At 63.8% G+C, this 20,340-nt stretch carries 26 protein-coding genes; 10 read left to right on the plus strand and 16 right to left on the minus strand.

The features are described 5' to 3' along the window. Positions 1-294, minus strand: a complete 294-nt coding sequence (locus HXX15_RS17595) for a DUF4282 domain-containing protein (RefSeq protein WP_296517662.1) — start codon at positions 292-294, stop codon at positions 1-3. An 85-nt stretch (positions 295-379) separates the two neighbouring features. On the opposite strand from HXX15_RS17595, the gene HXX15_RS17600 reads away from it, so the two are divergent. The 3 genes from HXX15_RS17600 to HXX15_RS17610 all read left to right on the plus strand — a co-directional run bounded on the left by HXX15_RS17600 (position 380) and on the right by HXX15_RS17610 (position 1,623). Next, a complete protein-coding gene (locus HXX15_RS17600) occupies positions 380-847 on the plus strand; it encodes a MaoC family dehydratase (RefSeq protein WP_296517663.1) in 468 nt (155 codons plus the stop codon). Beyond that, complete coding sequence (locus tag HXX15_RS17605; protein WP_296517664.1) at positions 847-1,329, plus strand: MaoC family dehydratase; 483 nt, start codon at positions 847-849, stop codon at positions 1,327-1,329. Before HXX15_RS17600 ends, HXX15_RS17605 begins: the two co-directional genes overlap by 1 nt. A 141-nt stretch (positions 1,330-1,470) precedes the next feature. Beyond that, on the plus strand, positions 1,471-1,623 hold the full coding sequence (locus HXX15_RS17610; RefSeq protein WP_296517665.1) for a hypothetical protein: 153 nt from the start codon (positions 1,471-1,473) through the stop codon (positions 1,621-1,623). A 46-nt stretch (positions 1,624-1,669) separates the two neighbouring features. Here HXX15_RS17610 and HXX15_RS17615 read toward each other — a convergent pair whose 3' ends face one another. The 7 genes from HXX15_RS17615 to HXX15_RS17645 form a co-directional block, all read right to left on the minus strand. Then, positions 1,670-1,798, minus strand: coding sequence for a hypothetical protein (locus HXX15_RS17615; protein WP_296517666.1), 129 nt, complete (start codon positions 1,796-1,798; stop codon positions 1,670-1,672). Between the two features lie 101 nt (positions 1,799-1,899). Next, positions 1,900-2,319, minus strand: coding sequence for a hypothetical protein (locus HXX15_RS17620; RefSeq protein ID WP_296517667.1), 420 nt, complete (start codon positions 2,317-2,319; stop codon positions 1,900-1,902). A 241-nt stretch (positions 2,320-2,560) separates the two neighbouring features. Next, positions 2,561-2,752 carry a hypothetical protein gene (locus tag HXX15_RS17625; RefSeq protein WP_296517668.1) on the minus strand — a complete coding sequence of 64 codons (192 nt, stop codon included), beginning with the start codon at positions 2,750-2,752 and terminating at the stop codon, positions 2,561-2,563. A 46-nt stretch (positions 2,753-2,798) separates the two neighbouring features. Beyond that, a complete protein-coding gene (locus HXX15_RS17630) occupies positions 2,799-3,263 on the minus strand; it encodes a nuclear transport factor 2 family protein (RefSeq protein ID WP_296517901.1) in 465 nt (154 codons plus the stop codon). A gap of 212 nt (positions 3,264-3,475) precedes the next feature. Continuing rightward, positions 3,476-3,739, minus strand: coding sequence for a hypothetical protein (locus HXX15_RS17635; protein ID WP_296517669.1), 264 nt, complete (start codon positions 3,737-3,739; stop codon positions 3,476-3,478). Between the two features lie 135 nt (positions 3,740-3,874). Continuing rightward, the gene (locus HXX15_RS17640) at positions 3,875-4,279 is read right to left on the minus strand and encodes a hypothetical protein (protein ID WP_296517670.1); all 405 of its coding nucleotides are present in this window, start codon (positions 4,277-4,279) and stop codon (positions 3,875-3,877) included. Positions 4,280-4,441: 162 nt separating this feature from the next. Beyond that, positions 4,442-4,582, minus strand: a complete 141-nt coding sequence (locus HXX15_RS17645) for a hypothetical protein (RefSeq protein ID WP_296517671.1) — start codon at positions 4,580-4,582, stop codon at positions 4,442-4,444. A gap of 150 nt (positions 4,583-4,732) precedes the next feature. Between HXX15_RS17645 and HXX15_RS17650 the strand changes: the two genes are divergently transcribed. Beyond that, positions 4,733-4,909, plus strand: coding sequence for a hypothetical protein (locus HXX15_RS17650; RefSeq protein ID WP_296517672.1), 177 nt, complete (start codon positions 4,733-4,735; stop codon positions 4,907-4,909). A 38-nt stretch (positions 4,910-4,947) separates the two neighbouring features. On the opposite strand, the gene HXX15_RS17655 is transcribed toward HXX15_RS17650, so the two are convergent. Both HXX15_RS17655 and HXX15_RS17660 read right to left on the minus strand, forming a co-directional pair. After that, a complete protein-coding gene (locus HXX15_RS17655; RefSeq protein ID WP_296517673.1) occupies positions 4,948-5,226 on the minus strand; it encodes a hypothetical protein in 279 nt (92 codons plus the stop codon). Between the two features lie 59 nt (positions 5,227-5,285). Next, the gene (locus HXX15_RS17660) at positions 5,286-5,660 is read right to left on the minus strand and encodes a hypothetical protein (protein ID WP_296517674.1); all 375 of its coding nucleotides are present in this window, start codon (positions 5,658-5,660) and stop codon (positions 5,286-5,288) included. A gap of 442 nt (positions 5,661-6,102) precedes the next feature. On the opposite strand from HXX15_RS17660, the gene HXX15_RS17665 reads away from it, so the two are divergent. Together HXX15_RS17665 and HXX15_RS17670 are read left to right on the plus strand one after the other, a co-directional pair. Then, positions 6,103-7,554 (plus strand): caspase family protein, encoded by a 1,452-nt coding sequence (locus tag HXX15_RS17665; protein ID WP_296517675.1) that lies wholly within the window; start codon positions 6,103-6,105, stop codon positions 7,552-7,554. 264 nt (positions 7,555-7,818) lie between these two features. Beyond that, the gene (locus tag HXX15_RS17670; RefSeq protein WP_296517676.1) at positions 7,819-9,072 is read left to right on the plus strand and encodes an acetyl-CoA C-acetyltransferase; all 1,254 of its coding nucleotides are present in this window, start codon (positions 7,819-7,821) and stop codon (positions 9,070-9,072) included. 80 nt (positions 9,073-9,152) lie between these two features. Here HXX15_RS17670 and HXX15_RS17675 read toward each other — a convergent pair whose 3' ends face one another. The 5 genes from HXX15_RS17675 to uvrB all read right to left on the minus strand — a co-directional run bounded on the left by HXX15_RS17675 (position 9,153) and on the right by uvrB (position 13,950). After that, positions 9,153-9,323, minus strand: coding sequence for a hypothetical protein (locus HXX15_RS17675; RefSeq protein ID WP_296517677.1), 171 nt, complete (start codon positions 9,321-9,323; stop codon positions 9,153-9,155). Positions 9,324-9,441: 118 nt separating this feature from the next. Continuing rightward, positions 9,442-10,209: a DpnI domain-containing protein gene (locus HXX15_RS17680; protein WP_296517678.1), complete on the minus strand. Its 768-nt coding sequence runs from the start codon at positions 10,207-10,209 to the stop codon at positions 9,442-9,444. Positions 10,210-10,285: 76 nt separating this feature from the next. Continuing rightward, a complete protein-coding gene (locus HXX15_RS17685; protein ID WP_296517679.1) occupies positions 10,286-10,573 on the minus strand; it encodes an addiction module antidote protein in 288 nt (95 codons plus the stop codon). A gap of 2 nt (positions 10,574-10,575) precedes the next feature. After that, positions 10,576-10,872 (minus strand): type II toxin-antitoxin system RelE/ParE family toxin, encoded by a 297-nt coding sequence (locus tag HXX15_RS17690; RefSeq protein ID WP_296517680.1) that lies wholly within the window; start codon positions 10,870-10,872, stop codon positions 10,576-10,578. 48 nt (positions 10,873-10,920) lie between these two features. Beyond that, complete coding sequence (uvrB, locus tag HXX15_RS17695) at positions 10,921-13,950, minus strand: excinuclease ABC subunit UvrB (RefSeq protein WP_296517681.1); 3,030 nt, start codon at positions 13,948-13,950, stop codon at positions 10,921-10,923. A gap of 111 nt (positions 13,951-14,061) precedes the next feature. Between uvrB and HXX15_RS17700 the strand changes: the two genes are divergently transcribed. Both HXX15_RS17700 and HXX15_RS17705 read left to right on the plus strand, forming a co-directional pair. Beyond that, entirely contained in the window at positions 14,062-14,496 is a 435-nt protein-coding gene (locus HXX15_RS17700; protein WP_296517682.1) for a hypothetical protein, read from the plus strand. After that, positions 14,496-16,049, plus strand: a complete 1,554-nt coding sequence (locus HXX15_RS17705) for a hypothetical protein (protein WP_296517683.1) — start codon at positions 14,496-14,498, stop codon at positions 16,047-16,049. The genes HXX15_RS17700 and HXX15_RS17705 overlap by 1 nt, the downstream gene beginning before the upstream one ends. Before the next feature lie 34 nt (positions 16,050-16,083). Here the strand turns inward: HXX15_RS17705 and HXX15_RS17710 are convergent, their stop codons facing one another. Beyond that, a complete protein-coding gene (locus tag HXX15_RS17710; protein WP_296517684.1) occupies positions 16,084-17,142 on the minus strand; it encodes a hypothetical protein in 1,059 nt (352 codons plus the stop codon). A gap of 259 nt (positions 17,143-17,401) precedes the next feature. On the opposite strand from HXX15_RS17710, the gene HXX15_RS17715 reads away from it, so the two are divergent. Next, positions 17,402-19,390, plus strand: a complete 1,989-nt coding sequence (locus HXX15_RS17715; RefSeq protein ID WP_296517685.1) for an alkyl sulfatase dimerization domain-containing protein — start codon at positions 17,402-17,404, stop codon at positions 19,388-19,390. Positions 19,391-19,584: 194 nt separating this feature from the next. Then, positions 19,585-20,292 carry a glutathione S-transferase N-terminal domain-containing protein gene (locus tag HXX15_RS17720; protein WP_296517686.1) on the plus strand — a complete coding sequence of 236 codons (708 nt, stop codon included), beginning with the start codon at positions 19,585-19,587 and terminating at the stop codon, positions 20,290-20,292. Positions 20,293-20,340 lie beyond the last annotated feature (48 nt).

Here is a 20,340-nt window from a genome sequence, read left to right on the forward strand (position 1 = left end):
CTACCGCAACTGCCCCTGATCCCTGATCGCGCCGAGGTGTTCGTTGATGCGGAACACGATCAGGATGAATTCCGCGATGATGCGCGAGAACACGATGCCGACGACGACGCTGGCGAGGCTGGACAGCACCAGAATGAATCCGCCGAACGGGCTGACCGCCATCGCCGCCAGGCCCGAAAACACCCCCGAGATCCCGAACAGCACCATCAGCGCAATCACCAGCCAGTAGAATGTCTTGATGATCGTCGGCGTGATGAATCTGTCCCATTGGAAAAGGTCGCGAAATTCAAACATCATGGTCTCCCGGAAGTCGGTTGGCGTGGCTTGTGATTGCCTGTAATAACGGCCACAATCGGGCTCCCGCCAGCAAATCGCCATCATGACGCTTTACTTCGAAGACTTCCCCCAAGGCCATTTCGGCACTTATGGACCTCGCCGCGTCAGCCGCGAGGAGATCATCGCTTTCGCTCGCGAATTCGATCCGCAGCCGATGCATCTCGACGACGAGGCGGCCAACGCCTCGATGCTGAAGGGCCTGTCCGGTTCGGGCTGGCACCTGTGCGCGATCGTGATGCGGATGATGTTCGACGGCTTTATCGGGCGCACCGCGTCGCTGGGCTCGCCCGGTGTCACCGAGATGCGCTGGCTGGCGCCGCTGCGTCCGGGAGACAACCTCACGCTGGAGGTCGATGTGGCGGACGAGCGGGTGTCGCAAAGCCGACCCAGCACGGGCATCGTCACCTTCAAATGCAGCGTCCGCAACGCCGCGGGTCAGGTGCTGTGTCAAATGGAAACGCCGATCATCGTACAGCGGCGCGCCGCGATCGCGGCGAACGAGGCGGTCTGATGCGTTTCTTCGAAGACCTCGCGATCGGCCAGCGCCGCGAACTGGGCTCGTTCACCTTCACCGCCGAGCTGATCAAGGAGTTCGCGGAAAAATTCGATCCGCAACCGTTTCACCTCGACGAGGAGGCCGGCCGCAACTCGCTGTTCGGCGGCCTGGCTGCCTCCGGCTGGCATGTCGCCTCGGTCTGCATGAAGCTGTTGGTGGCAGACGGCCAGCGGCTGTCGCGCGAGGAAGCCGCGCGCGGTGAGCCGGTCGCGGTGTGGGGACCGTCGCCGGGCTTCCGCGAACTGCGCTGGATCAAGCCGGTGCTGGCCGGCGACACCATCAGCTACGCCAATGTGGTGGAGTCGGTGCGGGGCTCGGATTCGCGGCCGGAATGGGGCATCGTGCAGGCCCGCAACACCGGTACCAACCAGCGCGGCGAACTGGTGTTCTCGTTCCTGGCCACGGCTTTCGTCCCGCGCCGGGCGGCGGACTCCTGAGCCACCTCACGCAGACCCGTGGCATTTTAATCAATTGCTAGCCTTTTATCGACGCCGCCGGAGCCAACGACCATGCCGTTAATATTTCTTGAACCTTCCGGGCGCTTTGCTCGACCTGACGGCGGGTATGGGGAAACGACGATGGCGGATCGAGCGGGATTGAAACTGGTGGGCTTCGTGTTTGCCACCGTGACCTTGGCGGTGATGATCACCACGGGCATGGTGGTCAAGGGCTACGCCGACGGCGCCTATTCACTCGAGGTCGCGTCCCATGCGTCGGCGGCACGCCGCTGATTGCAGGCCGATCGCGGCGCGGCCGTGCCGGCTTTCGGATCGGATTCTAGTTATTCCAGGCCAGCGCCATCAGCGTCACCATCACGAACAGCAGCACCACAAAGCGCAGTACGATGATGCTCATCCGCGGCGGCGATGACCGCAGCGGAAGCGGCGGGTTGTTCTCGATATTCACGACGATGCTGCCCCCAAAATAATCGCAGCCATCCTGCGATGGCTGCGATTGGTCGTTGTCCGCCAGGCCTGCGTTCAATCCGGCGGCAAATCGTTGTCGCGTCAGCCGTTGCGCAGGCCGTCGGCGGTGCGTTTCCACTGCGCGACGTTGTCGGCGATCATCCGGGTCGACTTCATCGCTGCCTGGCTGAGCTGGGCATAGCCGGAGATCTCACGCTGTACCCGCTGGCCTTCGGCGTGCAGCAGGTCGCGCAGCGCTTCGAGCTCGGACACCAGATTCTCGATCTCGGTCAGCGAGGTCCCGGCCACCCGCTGGATCAGCGAATTGACATTGCTGACGGTGGTCTCGGCGCCGAGATCGAGCGGAGTGTCGGCTGTGTTCAGCAGGCTCGGCGTCGGGCGGCGCAGATAGGCGATATCGTTGCGGACGAAATCGCGAATCCCGGCCTCGACCTCGGAGACGGCGGCCAGATTGTCGTCGACTTCGGATGCTTCGGGCTTCTCGGATGGAGTGGCGTTCATCGGCTGTTCCCCTGTTGACGTGGTGTGCCAGCGCGGTTGTCCCCCGCACGACGACGTAACAGGGCCATCAGTCCCGCGCATTTTGACCGCATCGCGGCCAATCTGCGGCGGCTAATCGGTCTTTCGGCGGAATCAGCGCCGCCCGCGGGACATGGCGGACGGAACGTCGGGACCGCGAGCGCATTGTCGTCCGCACATGACGTGCGATCGTAAAACTTTCCAGGAGACCATGATGAGAAAACTAGCTTTGGCGATCGCCGCCGCCGCCGCGATCCTGGCCGTCGCTCCGGCGTCGGCGCGAGACGGCATGCACCGCGATAGCGGCATGCATCGCGACGGTGCGGTTCATCGCGAGCACCGGATGCCCCGGCACAGTATGAACCGGATGATCCGGCGCGAGATGCATCCCCAGCATCGCATGGAGCGTCACCACGGCTATCGCCGTCACCGCATGGGGTAGACCGAGCGCAGCCTTGCTATCAATGGCCCTGCGCGAGCGGGGCCATTTTCATGCGGGCCAGCCTCGGCAGGTCGATCGGATTGCCGAGCGCCTGCTCGACCAGATCGAAGGTATCAAGCAGGATGCGCATGTTGGTCAGCCGCTGATCCTTGAATTGCGCGAACAGCGCGAGCCGCAGGCTGATCGGCTTGTTGGAGTCGAGCGCGGTCAACGAATAGCGCATCATCGAGGCCGCCGAATCCACGCCCAGCATGATCGATTCGCGCTCGAAGCGGTGAACGCGCACATTGTTGGAGATCTGGGCACAGACTTCGAGTACTTCGGCCTTGCCGCGGCGCGCGCCCAAAAACGGGAACATGTCGATCGGCCCATAGATCGCCCAATCGACATCATCATCGATCAGCGCCGCGAAGTCTTCGAGTTGGCGTTCGTTCAACGCGCGATGCAACGCACGTGAAAAACGCCAGAGGCTGTGCTCTGTCATGCTGTCTCGATCTCTGAATTTGGGATTCCAATCAGCACTCGGCCCTGAAGGGCGTCGAAACGACGCCGTGCCGAAACGCTGCAACTGCTATTTGTTGCTAACTAAGCGTATTTTAGAAAATTTCAAGTACTATTTGTGCATTGCACAATTGCAAATCCTGCTCGCACTGGGGGATTTGTGGCGAAGCTGTGGCAGAGAACCGCCCGCCGTACTTACTCGCAGCCGCTGGCCGGTTGCCGCTCGATCTGGATTTCGACATCGCGTGCCGCGATCACGCCGAACAGCACCGCGCCGCTGAGCGCTCCGATCATGGCGCCGATCGGCATGAAGGTGAAGAACGCCAGCGCACCGCTGGAATCCTGTGGGCCGGCGGTTTCGATCAGCTCCGACCACGCGATCCCGGCGCCGATGCCCGTGGCGGCGCCGCCGAGCGCGCCCAGCAACAGCCCCAGCAGCACCAGCAGCGCAATCTTCATCGGCCCACCCCGCGCACGGTCGCTCAACCACGGCCGGAGCCAATCTGCCCGACGGCCTTGGTATTGGTCGTGCCGACCGGCAAAATGTTCAATCGCGTCGGCGGAAAATTCTGCCGCGGCGTCGATCCGCGCGGATCATTGATAGTTCTGGGTCCATTCGCTGACCTGCGGGCGGGCGCGGCGCATCAGCGAGTTCGACGACGGCACTTCCTTGTCGCCGGTGATCGCCGCGAATTTCGCTGGCAGCGGATTGGCGATGCCCGGCTCGATCCGCACCGTCAGCGTGCAGCCGCCGGCCGGCGTGCCCAGCGCGCCCTTGAACGCGGGGACGAAGCCGGCGCCAAGCCAGGCCACGGCGCCGACTGGCGCGCCGCACCATGCCGCCACAATTCCGCGGTCGCGGAATTGCGATGCGGCCAACGCGGCGCCGAGCGCGAGGCCGGGCCAGCAGATCGTCAATGCCTTGCAGGCTGCGCCGGACAATCCATCGGCCTGCGCGATCGGCGAGCCGAAACAGATCGCCACTAGCGCCAGCGTCAACGCGCCGCCGGCGAATCCGCCGAGGGCGGTGCCGCGCGCGATGGCTCCGTCACGCCACGGCGCCGAGCACTAGGCCGGCGACGATCCCCGGCGAAGCAACGATCAACGCCGCCAACGCCAGCTCGGACGCGGTCCAGCGCAGCCCGATGTCGGACAAGCGGCCTACTTCTTGTTCGGCGCCTGGCCGGCAGGGGTCTTGGAGGCGGCGAACGGGTTGACGTTGGCGACGCCGCCCTTCTTCAGGTTCTTGTCGGCTTTCGGCTTCTTCTTTTCCTTGTTGCTCTTCATCTGACCCTTGGCCATGACGTTCTCCCGCGCACTGGTTGGTGGAATCGGCGCAGGCGCAGGAATACCAAATCGGAAGGCGTTTGTATGCGCGCGATTGCCAGGCCCGCCGCGACGAACTAGATTGCCGGCACTCAGACTTCCTGCGGTCCACCGAGGAGGCTAACAATGACCAAGAAAACTCCGCCCGTTCCGGAAGAGAACCGCAGCCCGAAGGGACCGGGCAGCACGCCCGAGGTCGAGCTCGACACCACCAAGGGCCATCGCGACGACGAAAAGCAGAATATCGACGAGCAGGGCGACCGCGCCAATATGCGGCAGAACACCACCAAGCGGCGGATCTGATCGTCTCCCGGCGGGATGCCGGACGGCGGAGTGCGGTCTCAGTAGCCGTCGGCGCTGAGAAACGCGAGCGCCTGCTCCCGGGTCGGAAACCGGCCGAGCTCGCGGTAGTCCGGCTCGCTCTCGGCGGTCTCCGGCGACCACCGCACCACGAAGTCGCGGCCGTCCCGCTCGATCAGCGTGGTGAGCTCCTCGGCCAGATGCGGCGACATCTGCCGCGCGCCGCAATGCGGGCAATCATCGTCGCACAGGCACGACCACTGGTCGGTCCATTTGGATTTGCAGCGCAGGCATTCGTAGTGGTTGAGAAACCAGGCCATCCGCAAAGTCTATCGTCGCCGGCGACAAATTCAACGCCGGCGCGGCAGCCGGCGTTCAATCAGGCCTTCGATGTCTTCGCGGCCTTGCTGGCCGATTTCTTCACCGGCTTCTTCGCGGGCGGGGCCTTGTTGGCTGGCGCTGGCTTGGCCGGCGCCGGCTTGGTCGCCACCGGTGCCTCCGCCGCCTTGCGCAGCGCGCGGGCGTAACTGTCGGCGGCGTTGTCGGCGGAGATCTGCAGCCGCTTGGCGGCGATCGAGCCCTGCTCCATGGTGGCGGCGGCGATCTGCTTGAAGCGCTGCTTGGCGGCGGCGTCCTTGGCTTTGGCGGCGAAGCCGAGCTGGCGCTCGCGCCTCGCCTTGGCGGCCGTCATCAAAGTCTTGGTCTGCTGCTTCGCAAGCTGCCGGATGATGACATCCAGATCGGCGTCCGCCATTGCTCAGTCCCTTGAGTTCTTTCGAGAAGATTCTCTGCGCTCAACTATGCGGTTGCCGGGTCGACTTGGCAATTCGAGGGTTTGAGTAAACTTCCCCACCCGTCCTTTTCCGGATCGCCGCTCTGCGATAAAGCTGTCACGTCGTGGCTTCCGGAATGACTGGAGAACGACCGATCGCCGGACAGAAATCTTGACGCCTTCTCGTGTTTGCGATTCGTCGGACCCGAGTTTCATCGTACCTATTAGCCGGTAGGCGGAGCCGCTGACGGTGAATGTCGCCTTTCGCCCGCCATCTGAACTTGTCGAGTGAGGGCTGATCGCGTTGATGCAGATCAAAGTTTAGCGAAACCCGACACGTATAGGAATCCAACAGCGGGCGTTTCCGAAGCTGGACGAAGTCTTTCAGCTTTGGTGGATGCTGTGTTTGCATGGAGGTGACGTCATGTTCCGCCCGATCCCTCGCAATCTGTTATCTGCCGCCGGATTTCTGCTGTCGTTCCAGGTGGCGGCCTCTGACGCTGTGTTCGCGGAGAGCCGCGTCGCGCTGGTGATCGGTCAGTCGGCCTATCGCGCGGTGGTGGCCCTGCCGAATCCCGCGAACGACGCCAAGAAAATGACCGAGTTACTCGGCAACGCGGGCTTCGAAGTGACCGAAGCCCCCGATCTGTCGCAAAATGACATGCGTCAGGCCGTGAGCAATTTCGCCGCCAAGGTCGCCGCGAGCGGGCCAGACACCGTGGCGCTGGTGTTCTATGCCGGCCACGGATTGCAGATTGATGGCGAGAACTACCTGTTGCCGGTCGATGTCGATCCGAAACGCGAAGCCGATATCCCGCTGCAGGCGGTCCGGCTCAACGATCTGATGAATACATTGGGAGCGGTGCCGACGCGGATGCGGATCGTCATGCTCGATGCCTGCCGCAACAATCCGTTCCCCGACATCAACATGACCGCGGGGCATGGACTGGCAATCGTCGACACCAAGGCTGGGGCCGCCGGCTCGTTCATTTCCTATTCGACGTCGCCGGGAGCGGTGGCGGAGGACGGCAACGGTACGAACAGTCCCTACACCACGGCGCTGCTGAACGTTGCGAAGGAGCCGAACCTGCCGATCGAAGAGGCATTCAAGCGCGTCCGCATCGCGGTGAACCAGGCCACGGACGGCCGACAGATTCCGTGGGAAAGCTCGTCGCTGACAACCGAATTCAAGTTCTTCTCCGGCGGTCAAGGGTCCGGGCAAGGCCCGTCGGGGCAAGGCGAGAAGGCGGAGCCGCGCAAGCCACCGTCCGCGGCGCGAAGCCTGGATGACTGGCGCAAGGAACTGAAGGGCAAGGACCCACAGGTTGCCTACGAGCTCGTGATCGCCGACGACTCGGTCACGGCCTATGAAGCCTTCGTGGCGTTGTTTGCCCAGCCTCCCTTCAACACGCGGGTCCGTTCGCTACTCGATCGCCGCAAGGTGATGGAGGCATGGAGCACGGCGGTGGCGATCAATACCGCGGCTTCGTTCCAGACGTTCCTTGCCAGCTATCCGGACAGCGATCTGGCAGCGACCGCGCGCAAGATGCAGGAACGCGTCCGCAATCGTTCGTTCGGCACTCCCGCAGTGCAGCCGACCAATGTCGCGCTGGGGCCGATGTGTCCGTGCCCGGTTCAGCCGCTGAAGCGCAAGGTCGAGGAGCCGGCGCGGCCCAAGCGCGTCGAGGCGCCGCGGGTGCGCAAGCCACCGGTTGAAAAGGAAGTCGTCGAACGACCGCATCCGGCTGGTTCTGGGATTCCCCCTGAAGTTATCATGCAGGGGATTGGACTCGGCATTGGTATTGCCGGCGGTCTCAGTCATGGCGGCGGCGGAGGCGGCGGACCGGTGCCTCATAGCGAGGGCCATCGGCACTGACCGTCCACTTGTCGCAAGGAGTCGGCCGCGCTCCTGTGCGGCCGTCGGCTCGATTGGCAGGGGCTTGCGAAAGTCAATCGAGTTGTTGCCCAGCTGCTGCAATCGTCATGCTTGCGGGTGACGCGACCTCGCGCATCCGTTGCGTGACCTCGCCCGGTTGCGACGCCGCGGCATGGCAAGGCTGCGCCGTCCCGGCTTGACTTCGCGGCCGTCCCGGACAATCTCCCGGTCAAGAATACCTTTCAAAAACCCCGGGAGACCACCATGGCCGACGCCTATATCATCGACGCAGTCCGCACCCCGCGCGGCATCGGCAAGGTCGGCAAGGGCGCGCTCGCCGAGCACCATCCGCAGCATCTCGCCGCCACCGTGCTGAAGGCGATCGCCGAGCGCAATCATCTCGACACCGCCGACGTCGACGACATCATCTGGTCGACCTCAACCCAGCGCGGCAAGCAGGGCGGCGATCTCGGCCGCATGGCGGCGCTCGACGCCGGCTACGACATCAAGGCCTCCGGCACCACGCTGGACCGCTTCTGCGGCGGCGGCATCACCGCGGTGAATTTCGCCGCGGCGCAGATCATGTCCGGCATGGAAGACGTAGTGATCGCCGGCGGCACCGAAATGATGTCGCTGACCGCCGCGATGGCGGCCGAGGACATGGCGGCCGGCAAGCCGCCGCTCGGCATGGGAAGCGGCAACGCGCGGCTGAACGCGGTGCATCCGCAGTCGCATCAGGGCATCTGCGGCGACGCCATCGCGTCGATGGAAGGCATTTCGCGGGAAGCGCTGGACGCGCTCGGGCTGGAGAGCCAGCGCCGCGCCGCCGTCGCGATCGCCGAAGGCCGCTTCGACAAGAGCCTGGTGCCGGTCAAGGACGACGCCGGCAATGTCGTGCTGGCCAAGGATGAATTCCCGCGCCCCGGCACCACGGCGGAAGGCCTCGCGGCGCTGAAGCCGGCCTTCACCGCGATGGCCGACTATCCGCTCGACGCCAGCGGCTCGACCTATCGCAAGCAGATCAACCAGAAATATCCCGACCTCAAGATCGAGCACGTCCACCACGCCGGCAATTCCTCCGGCGTGGTCGACGGCGCCGCCGCCGTGCTGCTGACCTCGAAATCCTACGCCGATGCCCACGGCCTCAAGCCGCGCGCCCGCATCGTGGCGATGGCCAATATCGGCGACGATCCGACCCTGATGCTGAACGCGCCGGTGCCCGCCGCCCGCAAGGTGCTGGCCAAGGCCGGCCTCACCGTCGACGACATCGACCTGTGGGAGATCAACGAGGCCTTCGCGGTGGTGGCGGAAAAATTCATCCGCGACCTCAAGCTCGATCGCGCCAAGGTCAACGTCAACGGCGGCGCCATCGCGCTCGGCCACCCGATCGGCGCCACCGGCGCCATCCTGATCGGCACCGTGCTCGACGAGTTGGAACGCCGCGGCCTGAAGCGCGGCCTGGTCACGATGTGCGCCGCCGGCGGCATGGCGCCTGCGATCATCATCGAGCGGGTGTGAGGGGATAACGCACGCGCAGACATTCGACTGACAAGGGTGGCGCATCGCGCCGCCCTTTTTGTTGCCGTCATGGCCGCAAATCAATCCTTCGCCGATGCCGAAAATCTGAGCGCTTGCTTTCGCGTCGGAAAGCGGCCGACCTCTCTGTATTCCGGATCATGCTCGGCCGTTTCGGGCGACAACAGCACCACAAATTCAACGCCTTCCTGTTCAATGACCGTGGTGAGGTTGTCACTGTCATAAGGCGTCATGTCTCTTGCGCCGCAACGTGGACATTCGTCGTCACACATGCATGACCATTCGTCGGTCCATCGACGGCCACATCGATCGCATTTGTAGTGATTGAGAAACCAGGCCATGCGAACTGCCTCAAGATCGCAAACGATAATTTCCACGTGATATGAAATCAACAAATCCACGATCGCGCAAGTACTGCAATTGCTGACGTATTTTTGGCCGGACGTTCTGGTTGCCGGGGTAAAGTTCGCCAAGCTGGCGATCGAATGCGTAAACCTCGTCCAGCGTGAAGTCGCGTTTGCCAAGCGATTCAACGCACTTCATCACGTCGAGCAGCCAGCCGCGCGTTTCCGGCGATTCATTTCTGAGAAACAGCGTCTTCTGCCATTCCGACAAGACCAGTTCTTTGGGCCGAATAATCCCAGCTTGAACGATGTGGATTTTGCCGGAGTCGGGTACCCGTCCGAGCAGGATATTCGATCCGATCCAGCCCGCGCGTCGCGCGGTAGGTGCAAGCGGCTTTCGTTCTTCGATGATCTCGCGGACAAAGAAGTGCTTTGGCACGATGAACAGGTTGATGACGGCGAGCGATTTGAGATCGTAGTTCATCAGCAACAGATTGGGATTGTTGCTTGCGGCCAGCCGTTCACATTTCGTCTTGAAAGCACCGTCGGCAACACTCTTGCCGAATTTTCCTTTCTGACTTTTGAGTTCGAACTCTTCGTTGCAAGCAGGGCAAAAGAAATCAGCAAGCGGACTGTTGTTAGGAAATGATGAAATCTTTGCATTGCCGCAGTGAGGGCAGTATGCCCAGGCGCTTACCCACGCCTCAGTCCACGCACGCGCGTTCTGCGATCCGCTGGAATAAGGTGCTTGCGATTCTTCAAAGCCGAGTTTCATTTCTCTAGCTTAGCCGGAACTCTCAGTTCCGCAAATTGGCAGGCACCTTCAACGATGGTCTGACACAGACGCCGGCCTACGCCACCCTGGTCTGTGCCACCAGATCGATGCCGAGCGCGTGCAGCACCTTGAGCACGGTGGCGAATTCCGGCTTGGCGTCGCCGCCGAGCGCGCGATAGAGATTTTCGCGGGACAGGCCGGCCTTTTCCGCGACATCGGTCATGCCCTGTGCGCGCGCCACAGCGCCGATCGCCTTGGCGATCAGCGCCGGGTCTTCGGATTCGAGAGCCTCGTTGAGATAGGCGGCAATCATCTCCGGACTGTCGAGATAGTCGGCCGCGTCGAATGCCTTGGCTCTTGCCACCGTCAATCCTCCAACTCGCTTGCCAGTTTTTTTGCGGCCGCGATATCGGCGCTCTGTGTGCTCTTGTCGCCGCCGCCGAGCAGAACGATTAGCTCGGCACCGCGTCGAACGAAATAGATGCGATAACCTGGACCATAGTGAAGACGCAGCTCACTGACGCCGTCGCCGACCGGCGCGACGTCGCCAGGATTGCCCAATTCCAGCCGATCGATCCGCGCCAGAATTCTTGCCCGGGCGCGGAGGTCGCGAAGATGCGTGAGCCAATGAGAGAATTCGTCGGTTCTCTGGATCGTCGGCATCTGTAGCGCTTACGCTACAGATGCGTTTTTGTCAACGCGATGGTCCGCCTACGACCTCTTCTTCCACCCGCCGCGATGCCCTGGCGCGCCGCCGCTGGAACGCGGCAACGGCCCGAACTCCGGGCCGGCTTCCCGGCTCGACGTCGGCTGAAAGATCTTGCTCTCCGTCCCCGGGCCCATCTCGTCCAGCGTCGGCTTGCGCGGGCGGGCGACCTTCTTGCCGCGGTCGGGTTTGACCTCGTGCCAGGTGGCGATACCCATTTCGTCGAGGTCGGGTTTGTGGACTCGTGAGGCTCCCGCCGTCGACCCCCCACCCCGACCCTCCCCCGCAAGGGGGGAGGGAGCAGAGGCGCCCTTGCCGGAACGCGGCGTGTTGTTGCCGCCGCGCTTGTCGGATTGCTTCGGCAGATTGGCCGAGGCCCCGAACTGTTTGGCGCCCTTGTAGGCGCCGGCCTTGCCTTGCACGGTGCGCTGTTTCGCGGTGGGGTCGTCGACCACGGCCAACTCAGTGGCGCGCAGGCGTTTGACTTCGTCGCGCAGCCGAGCGGCTTCCTCGAAGTTCAAATCGGCCGCGGCCTCGCGCATCCTGGTTTCGAGATCGCCCAGCACCGCTTCGAAATTATGCCCGATGCTGGAGACGTCGTCGGACCACGACGCGCTTTTGCCGCCGATCTCGACCAGCACGTGGTCGCGCTCGTAGACCGAGTTCATGATGTCGCCGATCGACTTCTTGATGCTCTCCGGCGTGATGTTGTGCTCGATATTGTACTCGACCTGCTTTTCGCGGCGGCGGTCGGTCTCGGCGATGGCGCGGGTCATCGAGCCGGTGATCTGGTCGGCATAGAGAATGACGCGGCCGTCGACGTTTCGCGCGGCACGGCCGATGGTCTGGATCAGCGAGGTCTCGCTGCGCAGAAATCCTTCCTTGTCGGCGTCGAGGATCGCCACCAGCGCGCATTCCGGAATGTCGAGGCCTTCGCGCAGCAGATTGATGCCGACCAGCGCGTCGAACGCGCCGAGCCGCAGGTCGCGGATGATCTCGATCCGCTCGATGGTGTCGATGTCGCTGTGCATGTAGCGCACGCGAATGCCCTGTTCGTGCAGATATTCGGTGAGGTCTTCGGCCATCCGCTTGGTCAGCACGGTGATCAGCGAGCGATAGCCGGCATTGGCGGTGGCGCGGACTTCGCCGACGAGATCATCGACCTGGGTGCGGGCCGGGCGGATGTCGACCGGCGGATCGATCAGCCCGGTGGGGCGGATCACCTGCTCGACGAACACGCCGCCGCTCTCGTTCAGCTCCCACGCCGCCGGCGTCGCCGACACCGCGACCGATTGCGGGCGCATCATGTCCCACTCTTCAAACCGCAGCGGCCGGTTGTCCATGCAGCTCGGCAAGCGGAAACCGTATTCGGCCAGCGTCGCCTTGCGCCGGAAGTCGCCTTTGAACATGCCGCCGATCTGCGGCACGGTGACATGGCTTTCGTCGGCGAACACCAGCGCGTTGTCGGGGACGTATTCGAACAAAGTCGGCGGCGGCTCGCCGGGGCGGCGGCCGGTGAGATAGCGCGAGTAGTTTTCGATTCCGGCGCAGGAGCCGGTGGCCTCCATCATCTCGATATCGAAGGTGGTGCGCTGCTCCAGCCGTTGCGCTTCCAGCAGCCGGCCTTGCGCGTGCAGCTGATCGAGCCGCCATTTCAGTTCTGATTTGATCGATTTGATCGCCTGGATCAGCGTCGGCCGCGGCGTCACATAATGCGAATTCGCGTAGATCTTACAGAATTCCAGCTCGTCCTGCTTGTGGCCGGTGAGCGGGTCGAACTCCTCGATGGATTCGACGGTGTCGCCGAACAGATTGATGCGCCAGGCCCGGTCCTCGTAATGCGCCGGGAAAATGTCGATCACATCCCCGCGCACGCGAAAAGTGCCGCGGGTGAAATCGGCTTGCGTCCGCTTGTATTGCAGCGCCACCAGATCGGCGATCAGCTGGCGCTGGTCGATCCGCTCGCCCTTCTTCAGCGCGAAGGTCATCGCCGTATAGGTCTCGACCGAGCCGATACCATAGATGCAGCTCACCGAGGCGACGATGATGACGTCGTCGCGCTCCAGCAGCGCCCGCGTCGCGGAGTGCCGCATCCGGTCGATCTGCTCGTTGATCGAGGAATCCTTCTCGATATAGGTGTCGGTGCGGGGGACGTAGGCTTCTGGCTGGTAGTAGTCGTAATAGCTGACAAAATACTCGACGGCGTTGTCGGGAAAAAAACTCTTGAACTCGCCATAGAGCTGCGCCGCCAGCGTCTTGTTCGGCGCCAGAATGATCGCGGGGCGCTGCGTCGCCTCGATCACTTTGGCCATGGTGTAGGTCTTGCCGGAGCCGGTGACGCCGAGCAGCACTTGCGTCCTGTCGTTGCGCGCGATGCCTTCGACCAACTCCTTGATGGCGGTCGGTTGATCGCCCTTCGGCTCGTATTCCGACTTGATCACGAAGCGGACGCCGCCTTCGGATTTCTCCGGCCGCGGCGGCCGATGCGGCGCCCAGATCCGGACCTGGCCGTCGTCGCCCTTGAATTCCGGCCGGCCGTCGCGGATCAGGCTTTCCAGCGCGTCGGCGGTGGCCTGCACGCCGAGCGCCTCCATCTTGTTGCGCGGCGGCCGCGCCAGCGCCTCGGCGTCTTCCTCCTCGGTGGTGAAGCCGAGCTGCTTGGCCAGCTCCGGATCGAGCGGCGGGATGGTGGCGGCGGTGCCGTACACCGCCTGCGGCGCCTCCTGGAATCCCTGTTGGCTCAGCCGCGGGGCATAGGGCTGCACCGCGGGCTGCGGACCCGCATCGCCCTCGAACCGCTTCGGCGTCGAGGCGCGGGCGCGATGGATCGCGGCCTCGCCGCCGCTACGCCGGTCCTTGGAATTGTCCGGCGGCGGCTGCAGCCCGGTGCCCGACCCCATGCCGGCGTCGCCGCGATTGATCGCGGGATTCAGCAATTCGGCCAGCGCCGGCCCGATCGGCTGCACGTCGGGCCGATGCGCCTTCGATTTCGGCGTCTTGACGGATTTCTTCGGAGCGTCGGGAGATTTGGCCATGGCGGTAATATGGGTCGGTTGGGGCCTCGGGGGAAGCGCACGGCTCCAATTCACGATTGAACGGGAACCGGTTCCTGCTATCATGACGGGAGATTGCGAAGGAGTTCTACCATGCTTGGACCCGCGCTCTCGCAGTTTCTCGCCGATCTCGATCAGCGGAAAGAGAAGCTCACCCCCGTCGAACAGCAATTGCACGACGAACTCGCCCGGCTCGACCGGATGGCGCCGGAATTCGCCAAGGTGCTGGAGCTGCATCTCGACGACAAGCTCGGCCCGGTCACGCTGCAGCTGTCGCAATCCGATGTCGAACAGGCGCTCGCCCAGTGGAAGGTCGCGGGCGCGCTGGAGCCGGGCAAGCGAGGCCTCGCGAAATCGATCGAAGGCGGCGGTGGCTGGCCGCTGCCGGATATATTGGACATCGGCGGCATCTCGACCGCGATCGCGGGCGGCGGCAAATATCCCGATCCGAGGCACGGCGCGGAAACCAAAATCGGCGGTGGGGGGACCTATCCCGACCCGAAGCCTCCTGCGAACGAGGCCGACTGATGCCGATCGCATTCAAGGAGCGGCAGACGCCGCGCTACGAGGGCGATTTCGAAATCGCGACCTCGGGGAATCTGGAGCCTCCGGAAGTCGCCCTGCTGGGCAGGGTCGAGACGACGCAGAAGGCGATCGAGTCCGGCCTGAAGAAGAGCGAGGAGCTGCGCCCCTCGCTGGTCGCGGCGCGAAGGAAATGGTGGTCCGACAAGGCAGCCGGCCTCGGTCACGTGGTCAAGGATTTCGCCGGCGGCGCGCTCGATATCGGCGATGCCCTCAAGGCGATCGGAGACATCGACGTCACCTCCGAGCCGGATATTTCAATCCATGTCCTCGACAGCGACAAGGCGAAATTCGACGGCGACTTCGAGGTCGTCCTTGTGTCGTTCGAGCCGACCGCCGACGAGCAGGTCTATCTCGACAATCTGAACCGGATCCTCAGGTCGCTGCGGCAGGTCTCCGAAGGCGCCGATCGCTATCGCGCATTGACGGTGCAGACGACGCTGAAAGCCTACAAGCAGGGCACCGCCGACCAATTGCGAAAGGATTTCGCGTCCTTCCGCGAAGGCAAGACCAACAGCGTCGACAACCTGCTGGTGCTGAAGGGGCGCTATCTCGGGCTGCGCGACCGGCTCAACAACACCCTGTTCGTCGTCAGCGTCACCACCAACAAGCTTCAGCTCAAGGAAGGGGACAATACCCGAGAGCTCGCGGTCGATATCGACCTTCTGGTCGAGGAAGGGTTGCCGCCGCCGAACGACGTCGCGTCGCCCGAAAAGCAGGATCTGTACGTCCAGATCAGCAATGCCTGCACGGTGATTCGCGCGGTCTGTCAGAAACTGAGCGAACAGAAACCGCGCTGGTTCGAGCGTGGCACTAGCGAGGACGCCAAGGAACGCGCCGATAAATTGCTCGACGAGTATGTCAGGAAGCTCGCCGGCATCGGCACGGTGGGCCTGGAAGGCTCGCAGGTCGGACTGGCGCAGAAGGGGCTGGCGAGCCTGAAGGGCGAGTTCGTGGCGCGCGAGGCCGGCCGCATCAAGAACGCCTATGTGCGCCGGCTGGCGTGGTGGTCCGGCGGCTTCGCGCTGGCGTTCCTCGCCGTCTACATTCGCATTCGGTTGGGCGATTGCGCCGGCCACGGCGGCAACGTCGCGAATGTGTGCAAGTGGACGTCGTGGTTCGACAGTCCCTGGTGGCTCGATCACAAGACCTTCCTGCTGGCGGCGGTCGGCGCCTCGATCGGCACCTGGGTGTCGTTTTCCGTGCGGCGTCTCGACCTGCCGTTCGAGGATCTCGCGATGCAGGAGGAATCCTCGCTCGACCCGCCGTTTCGGATTCTGTTCGTCGTCGCCCTGACCCTCACCGCCTGTCTGCTGTTCTGGACCGGCGCGATCAATATCGAGATCGGCAATCTGAAAACCGGCCCCGACTCTTTCAAGGCCGCAGGGACCGTCGCCGTCCTGATCGGGATGTTCTGCGGCCTGTCGGAACGGGCGTTGGCGACCGCGATCTCCGGGCGCGCCGCGGCCTTCGTGAGAGGCGTCGCCGGCGGCGGATGATCGGCTCAAGGCCGGCGCCGCGGCGGTTGCGGGGCTACGCCGCCGCGTTGCCGGACCGCAGCCGTTTAAGCGGCGCCGGCAGCCACGATTCGACCCACGCCTCGATGGCGCGCTGGTGGCGGTGGACGTACAGCCCGAGCGCGATGATGCCGACGCCGATCAGCGACAGCGCGAACGGGAACAGCAGCGAATCCTTGAACAGCTTTGCGGCGAGGTCTCCGAGATAGATCGCGATGCCGATGGTTCCGAACACCGCGAACACCCGCCGCCCCAGCGCCACCGACAGCAGCAGGAAGCCGACATTCATCGCGCAATACAGCGCTTTGTCGAACGCAGTGCCGTTGGAGGAGGCGGTGATGCCGCCCCAGAAGGTCAGCACGCCGAACAGATACAGCCAGAACGCGAAATCGCCGCGGCGCTGGCCAAAATTGACGACCACGGCGGCGACCAGGATGCCGAGCCCGAACCACACCGAGACCCGCCGCGAGGTTTCCCAGTCTCCCAATTTCGTGCCGGTGATCCAGGGCACGATGTCCATCGACATGAACCACAGCGACACCGCCATCAGCAGCACGATGAACGGAAAGCGATAGAACCGCAGCGCGACAAGAGCCGCCGCGATGGTCGCGAACTCCATGAAGATCCAGCTGCCCTTGATCCAGACATAGAAGTCGTGAACCGTGCCGGGCTTGCCGAACTGGCTCCACAGCCCGAACGCATCCTGGATGCCATAGACCGCGAGCGGCGCCATCGAAACCGCGATCGCGATCAGCAGCCCGCCCGGCGTACGCAGTTTTTTCGCGTGCCACAGATAGTGGCCGGCCCAGCCGAACAGCACGGCGTAGATCACCGCGGTGGCGGTCAGCGCGCCGCCGCCCATCGCCGAAAACGCCAGCGTCGAGAACAGCCCCATCGCGCTGATTACTACCAGCGCGCCGGCGTACCACAACAGGTGCACGATATCGAACGCCGAGCCGGCCGGCTGATCCGGTCGTTGCCGCGTCGCCAGGAACGACTGCAGGGCCTGCAGCTGATCCGACGAGATCACCCCGGCCTCCGCCGCCGCGCGCAGATCCTCGTTCGAATGCAGCATGTCGGTCTCCGCCAAGGTCATCGCCGACGCCGGTCCCGGATGTTCGTGGTGATCGGATCGCTGCCGCGGCTGCGGCGTGGATGCGTCGGTCTGTCGTCGCAGCTGGCCCGGATGTTCAATCGCACGATGCATTATGCCGCAACGCGGCAAATCCTGCTGCCGTTCGGGTCGGCCGCGCCAGGAATTTTCCCGGCGGCGGCGGCATTCGCGATGGCCATCGCGGAGGAAATCGCCATGATCGCGCCCAGGGAGGCCCACCATGTCGAGACCAAGCATCACATCCATGTTCGTTGCCGCCTGCGCGGCGCTGGCTTTCACCAACGCCGCGGCACTGGCGCAATCCGGCGACGCCACACCCGCGACCCGCGCCGCCAACGAGGCCTTCGCCAAGGCGCTGCCGCTGGCCGACCGCGCCGATTTCGACGACGCCAGGCGCGGCTTCATCGCCACGCTGCCGGACGGGCTGATCGCCGGCGAGGGCAGCGCCCCGCCGGTGTGGAATCTGAAGCCGTACGAATTCCTCAACGCCGATCAGCCGTCCGCCACGGTCAATCCCAGCCTGTGGCGGCAGGCGCAGCTCAATCTCGCCAACGGTCTGTTCCAGGTCGCCGAGCGGGTCTACCAGATCCGCGGCTTCGACGTCGCTAACCTCACCATCGTCGAGGGCGACACCGGCCTGATCGTCACCGATACCACGTTGTCGGTGCAGACCGCGAAGGCGGCGCTCGATCTGTACTATCAGCACCGGCCGCGCAAGCCGATCGTCGCCCTGATCTACAGCCACAGCCACGCCGATCATTTCGGCGGCGCGCGCGGGCTGATCAGCGAAGCCGACGCCGCCTCCGGCAAGGTCAAGGTGATCGCACCCGACGGTTTCATGGAACACGCGGTGGCGGAGAACGTCATCGCCGGCAACGCGATGAGCCGCCGCGCCCAGTTCCAGTTCGGCACGCCGCTGCCGATCAATGACCGCGCCCAGGTCGATACCGGGCTCGGCAAGGCGCTGGCCAACGGCACGATCTCGCTGATCGCGCCGAACGATTTGATCAGGCAGCCTTACGAGACCCGCAACATCGACGGTGTCGCGATCGAATTCCATCTGGTGCCGGGCTCCGAGGCGCCCAGCGAGATGATCATGTATTTTCCGCAGTTCAAATTGCTGAACATGGCGGAAGACGCCACCCACAACATGCACAATCTCTACACCATCCGCGGCGCCGAGATCCGCGACGGAAGGCTGTGGTCGAAATATATCGCCGAGGCGATCGAGCGCTACGGCGACAACACCGAGATCGTGATCGCGCAGCATCACTGGCCGATCTGGGGCAATGCGCGGATCGTCGGCTTTCTGAAAAAGCAGCGCGACCTCTACAAATTCATCCACGACCAGACCGTGCGGCTGCTCAACCAAGGCCTGACCTCGACCGAAATCGCCGAGCAGTTGAAGCTGCCGCCGTCGCTCGCCGGCGACTGGGCGTCGCGCGGTTACTATGGCACGCTGAGCCACAACGCCAAGGCGGTGTATCAATTCTATCTCGGCTGGTACGACGCCAACCCCGCCGATCTCAATCCGCTGCCGCGCGCGGAATCCGCCAAGAAGCAGGTCGAATATATGGGCGGCGCCGCGGCGGTGCTGCAGCGGGCGCGCGACGATTACAAGGCCGGGCAGTATCGCTGGGTCGCCAGCGTCATGAGCCAGCTGGTGTTCGCCGATCCGACCAACAAGGAGGCCCGCGCGCTGGGCGCCGACGCGCTCGAGCAGCTCGGCTACCAGAGCGAGGCCGCGACCTGGCGCAACGCCTATCTGCTCGGCGCCCAGGAGCTCCGCAACGGCGCGCCGAAAGCCACTGCGTCGACCGCCAACGCCGATCTGCTGAAGGGCGTTTCGATCGATCTGGCGTTCGATTTTCTCGGCGTCCGGCTCAACGCCGCCAAGGCCGAGGGCAAGCACATCGTGGTGAACTGGACGTTCTCCGACCTGAAGCAGACCTATGTGATGAACCTGGAGAATTCGGCGCTCACCCACAGCGCCGGCAAACTCTCCGACGACGCCGACGTCAGCGTCACGCTGTCACGCGCCACCTTCGACGCGATCTCGCTGAAGCAGCGCACCTTTCTGGGCGCGATCGCCACCGGCGACCTCTGGCTCACCGGCAATCCGCTGCGGCTGCGCGAACTGTTCGGCCTGTTCGACGAATTCACGCCGGACTTCGAGGTGGTGGAGCCGAAGAAGGCGAGTGTGGAGTAGGATGCCAGTCCGCTCGCGATGACGGCTCGCATCCTCGATGCAGCCGTCGCGAATTCAGCGCACCTCACATTTGCGTATGGCGAAGCGGCCCCATTGACTTCGTCTCGCAATCGGTCAAAGTCCATGCAATCGCATCCAAATCGCGCATCCAGTTCGGATGACCCGCCGCGAAAAGCAACAACAGGACCGCGCCGATGATCGATCTGTATTACTGGACCACGCCGAACGGCCACAAGATCACGATGTTCCTCGAAGAGGCCGGGCTGCCCTACACCATCATCCCGATCAACATCGGCAAGGGCGAACAGTTCACGCCGGAATTTCTGGCGATCGCGCCGAACAACCGGATTCCGGCGATCGTCGACCACGCGCCGGCCGGCGGCGGCAAGCCACTGTCGATTTTCGAATCCGGCGCGATCCTGCTTTATCTCACCGACAAGACCGGCAAATTCCTGCCCGCCGATCTCTATGGCCGCAACGACGCGCTGCAATGGCTGTTCTGGCAGATGGGCGGGCTCGGGCCGATGGCCGGACAGAACCATCACTTCAACAACTACGCGCCGGAGAAAATTCCCTACGCGATCAATCGCTACGTCAACGAGACCAACCGGCTCTATGGCGTGCTGAACAAGCGGCTCGCCGATCGCGAATTCATCGCCGGTGATTATTCGATCGCCGACATGGCGAGCTATCCCTGGATCGTGCCGTACAAGAACCAGAGCCAGAACATCGACGACTTCCCGCACCTCAAGCGCTGGCTGGAAACCATCGGCAAGCGCCCCGCCACCGAACGCGCCTATGCCAAGGCCAAGGAGGTCAATCCGAATTTCGGCCAGCCTGCAATCCGCACCGACGCCGAACGCGCGCTGCTGTTCGGCCAGACCGCCGCGGTGGTGAAGTAGCAACGTCGCGTCCGCTGCGGCCGGCCTGATCAAACAATGATGCGTCAT

The sequence above is a fragment of the Rhodopseudomonas sp. genome, assembly GCF_013377015.1.
Classification (GTDB): domain Bacteria; phylum Pseudomonadota; class Alphaproteobacteria; order Rhizobiales; family Xanthobacteraceae; genus JARJEH01.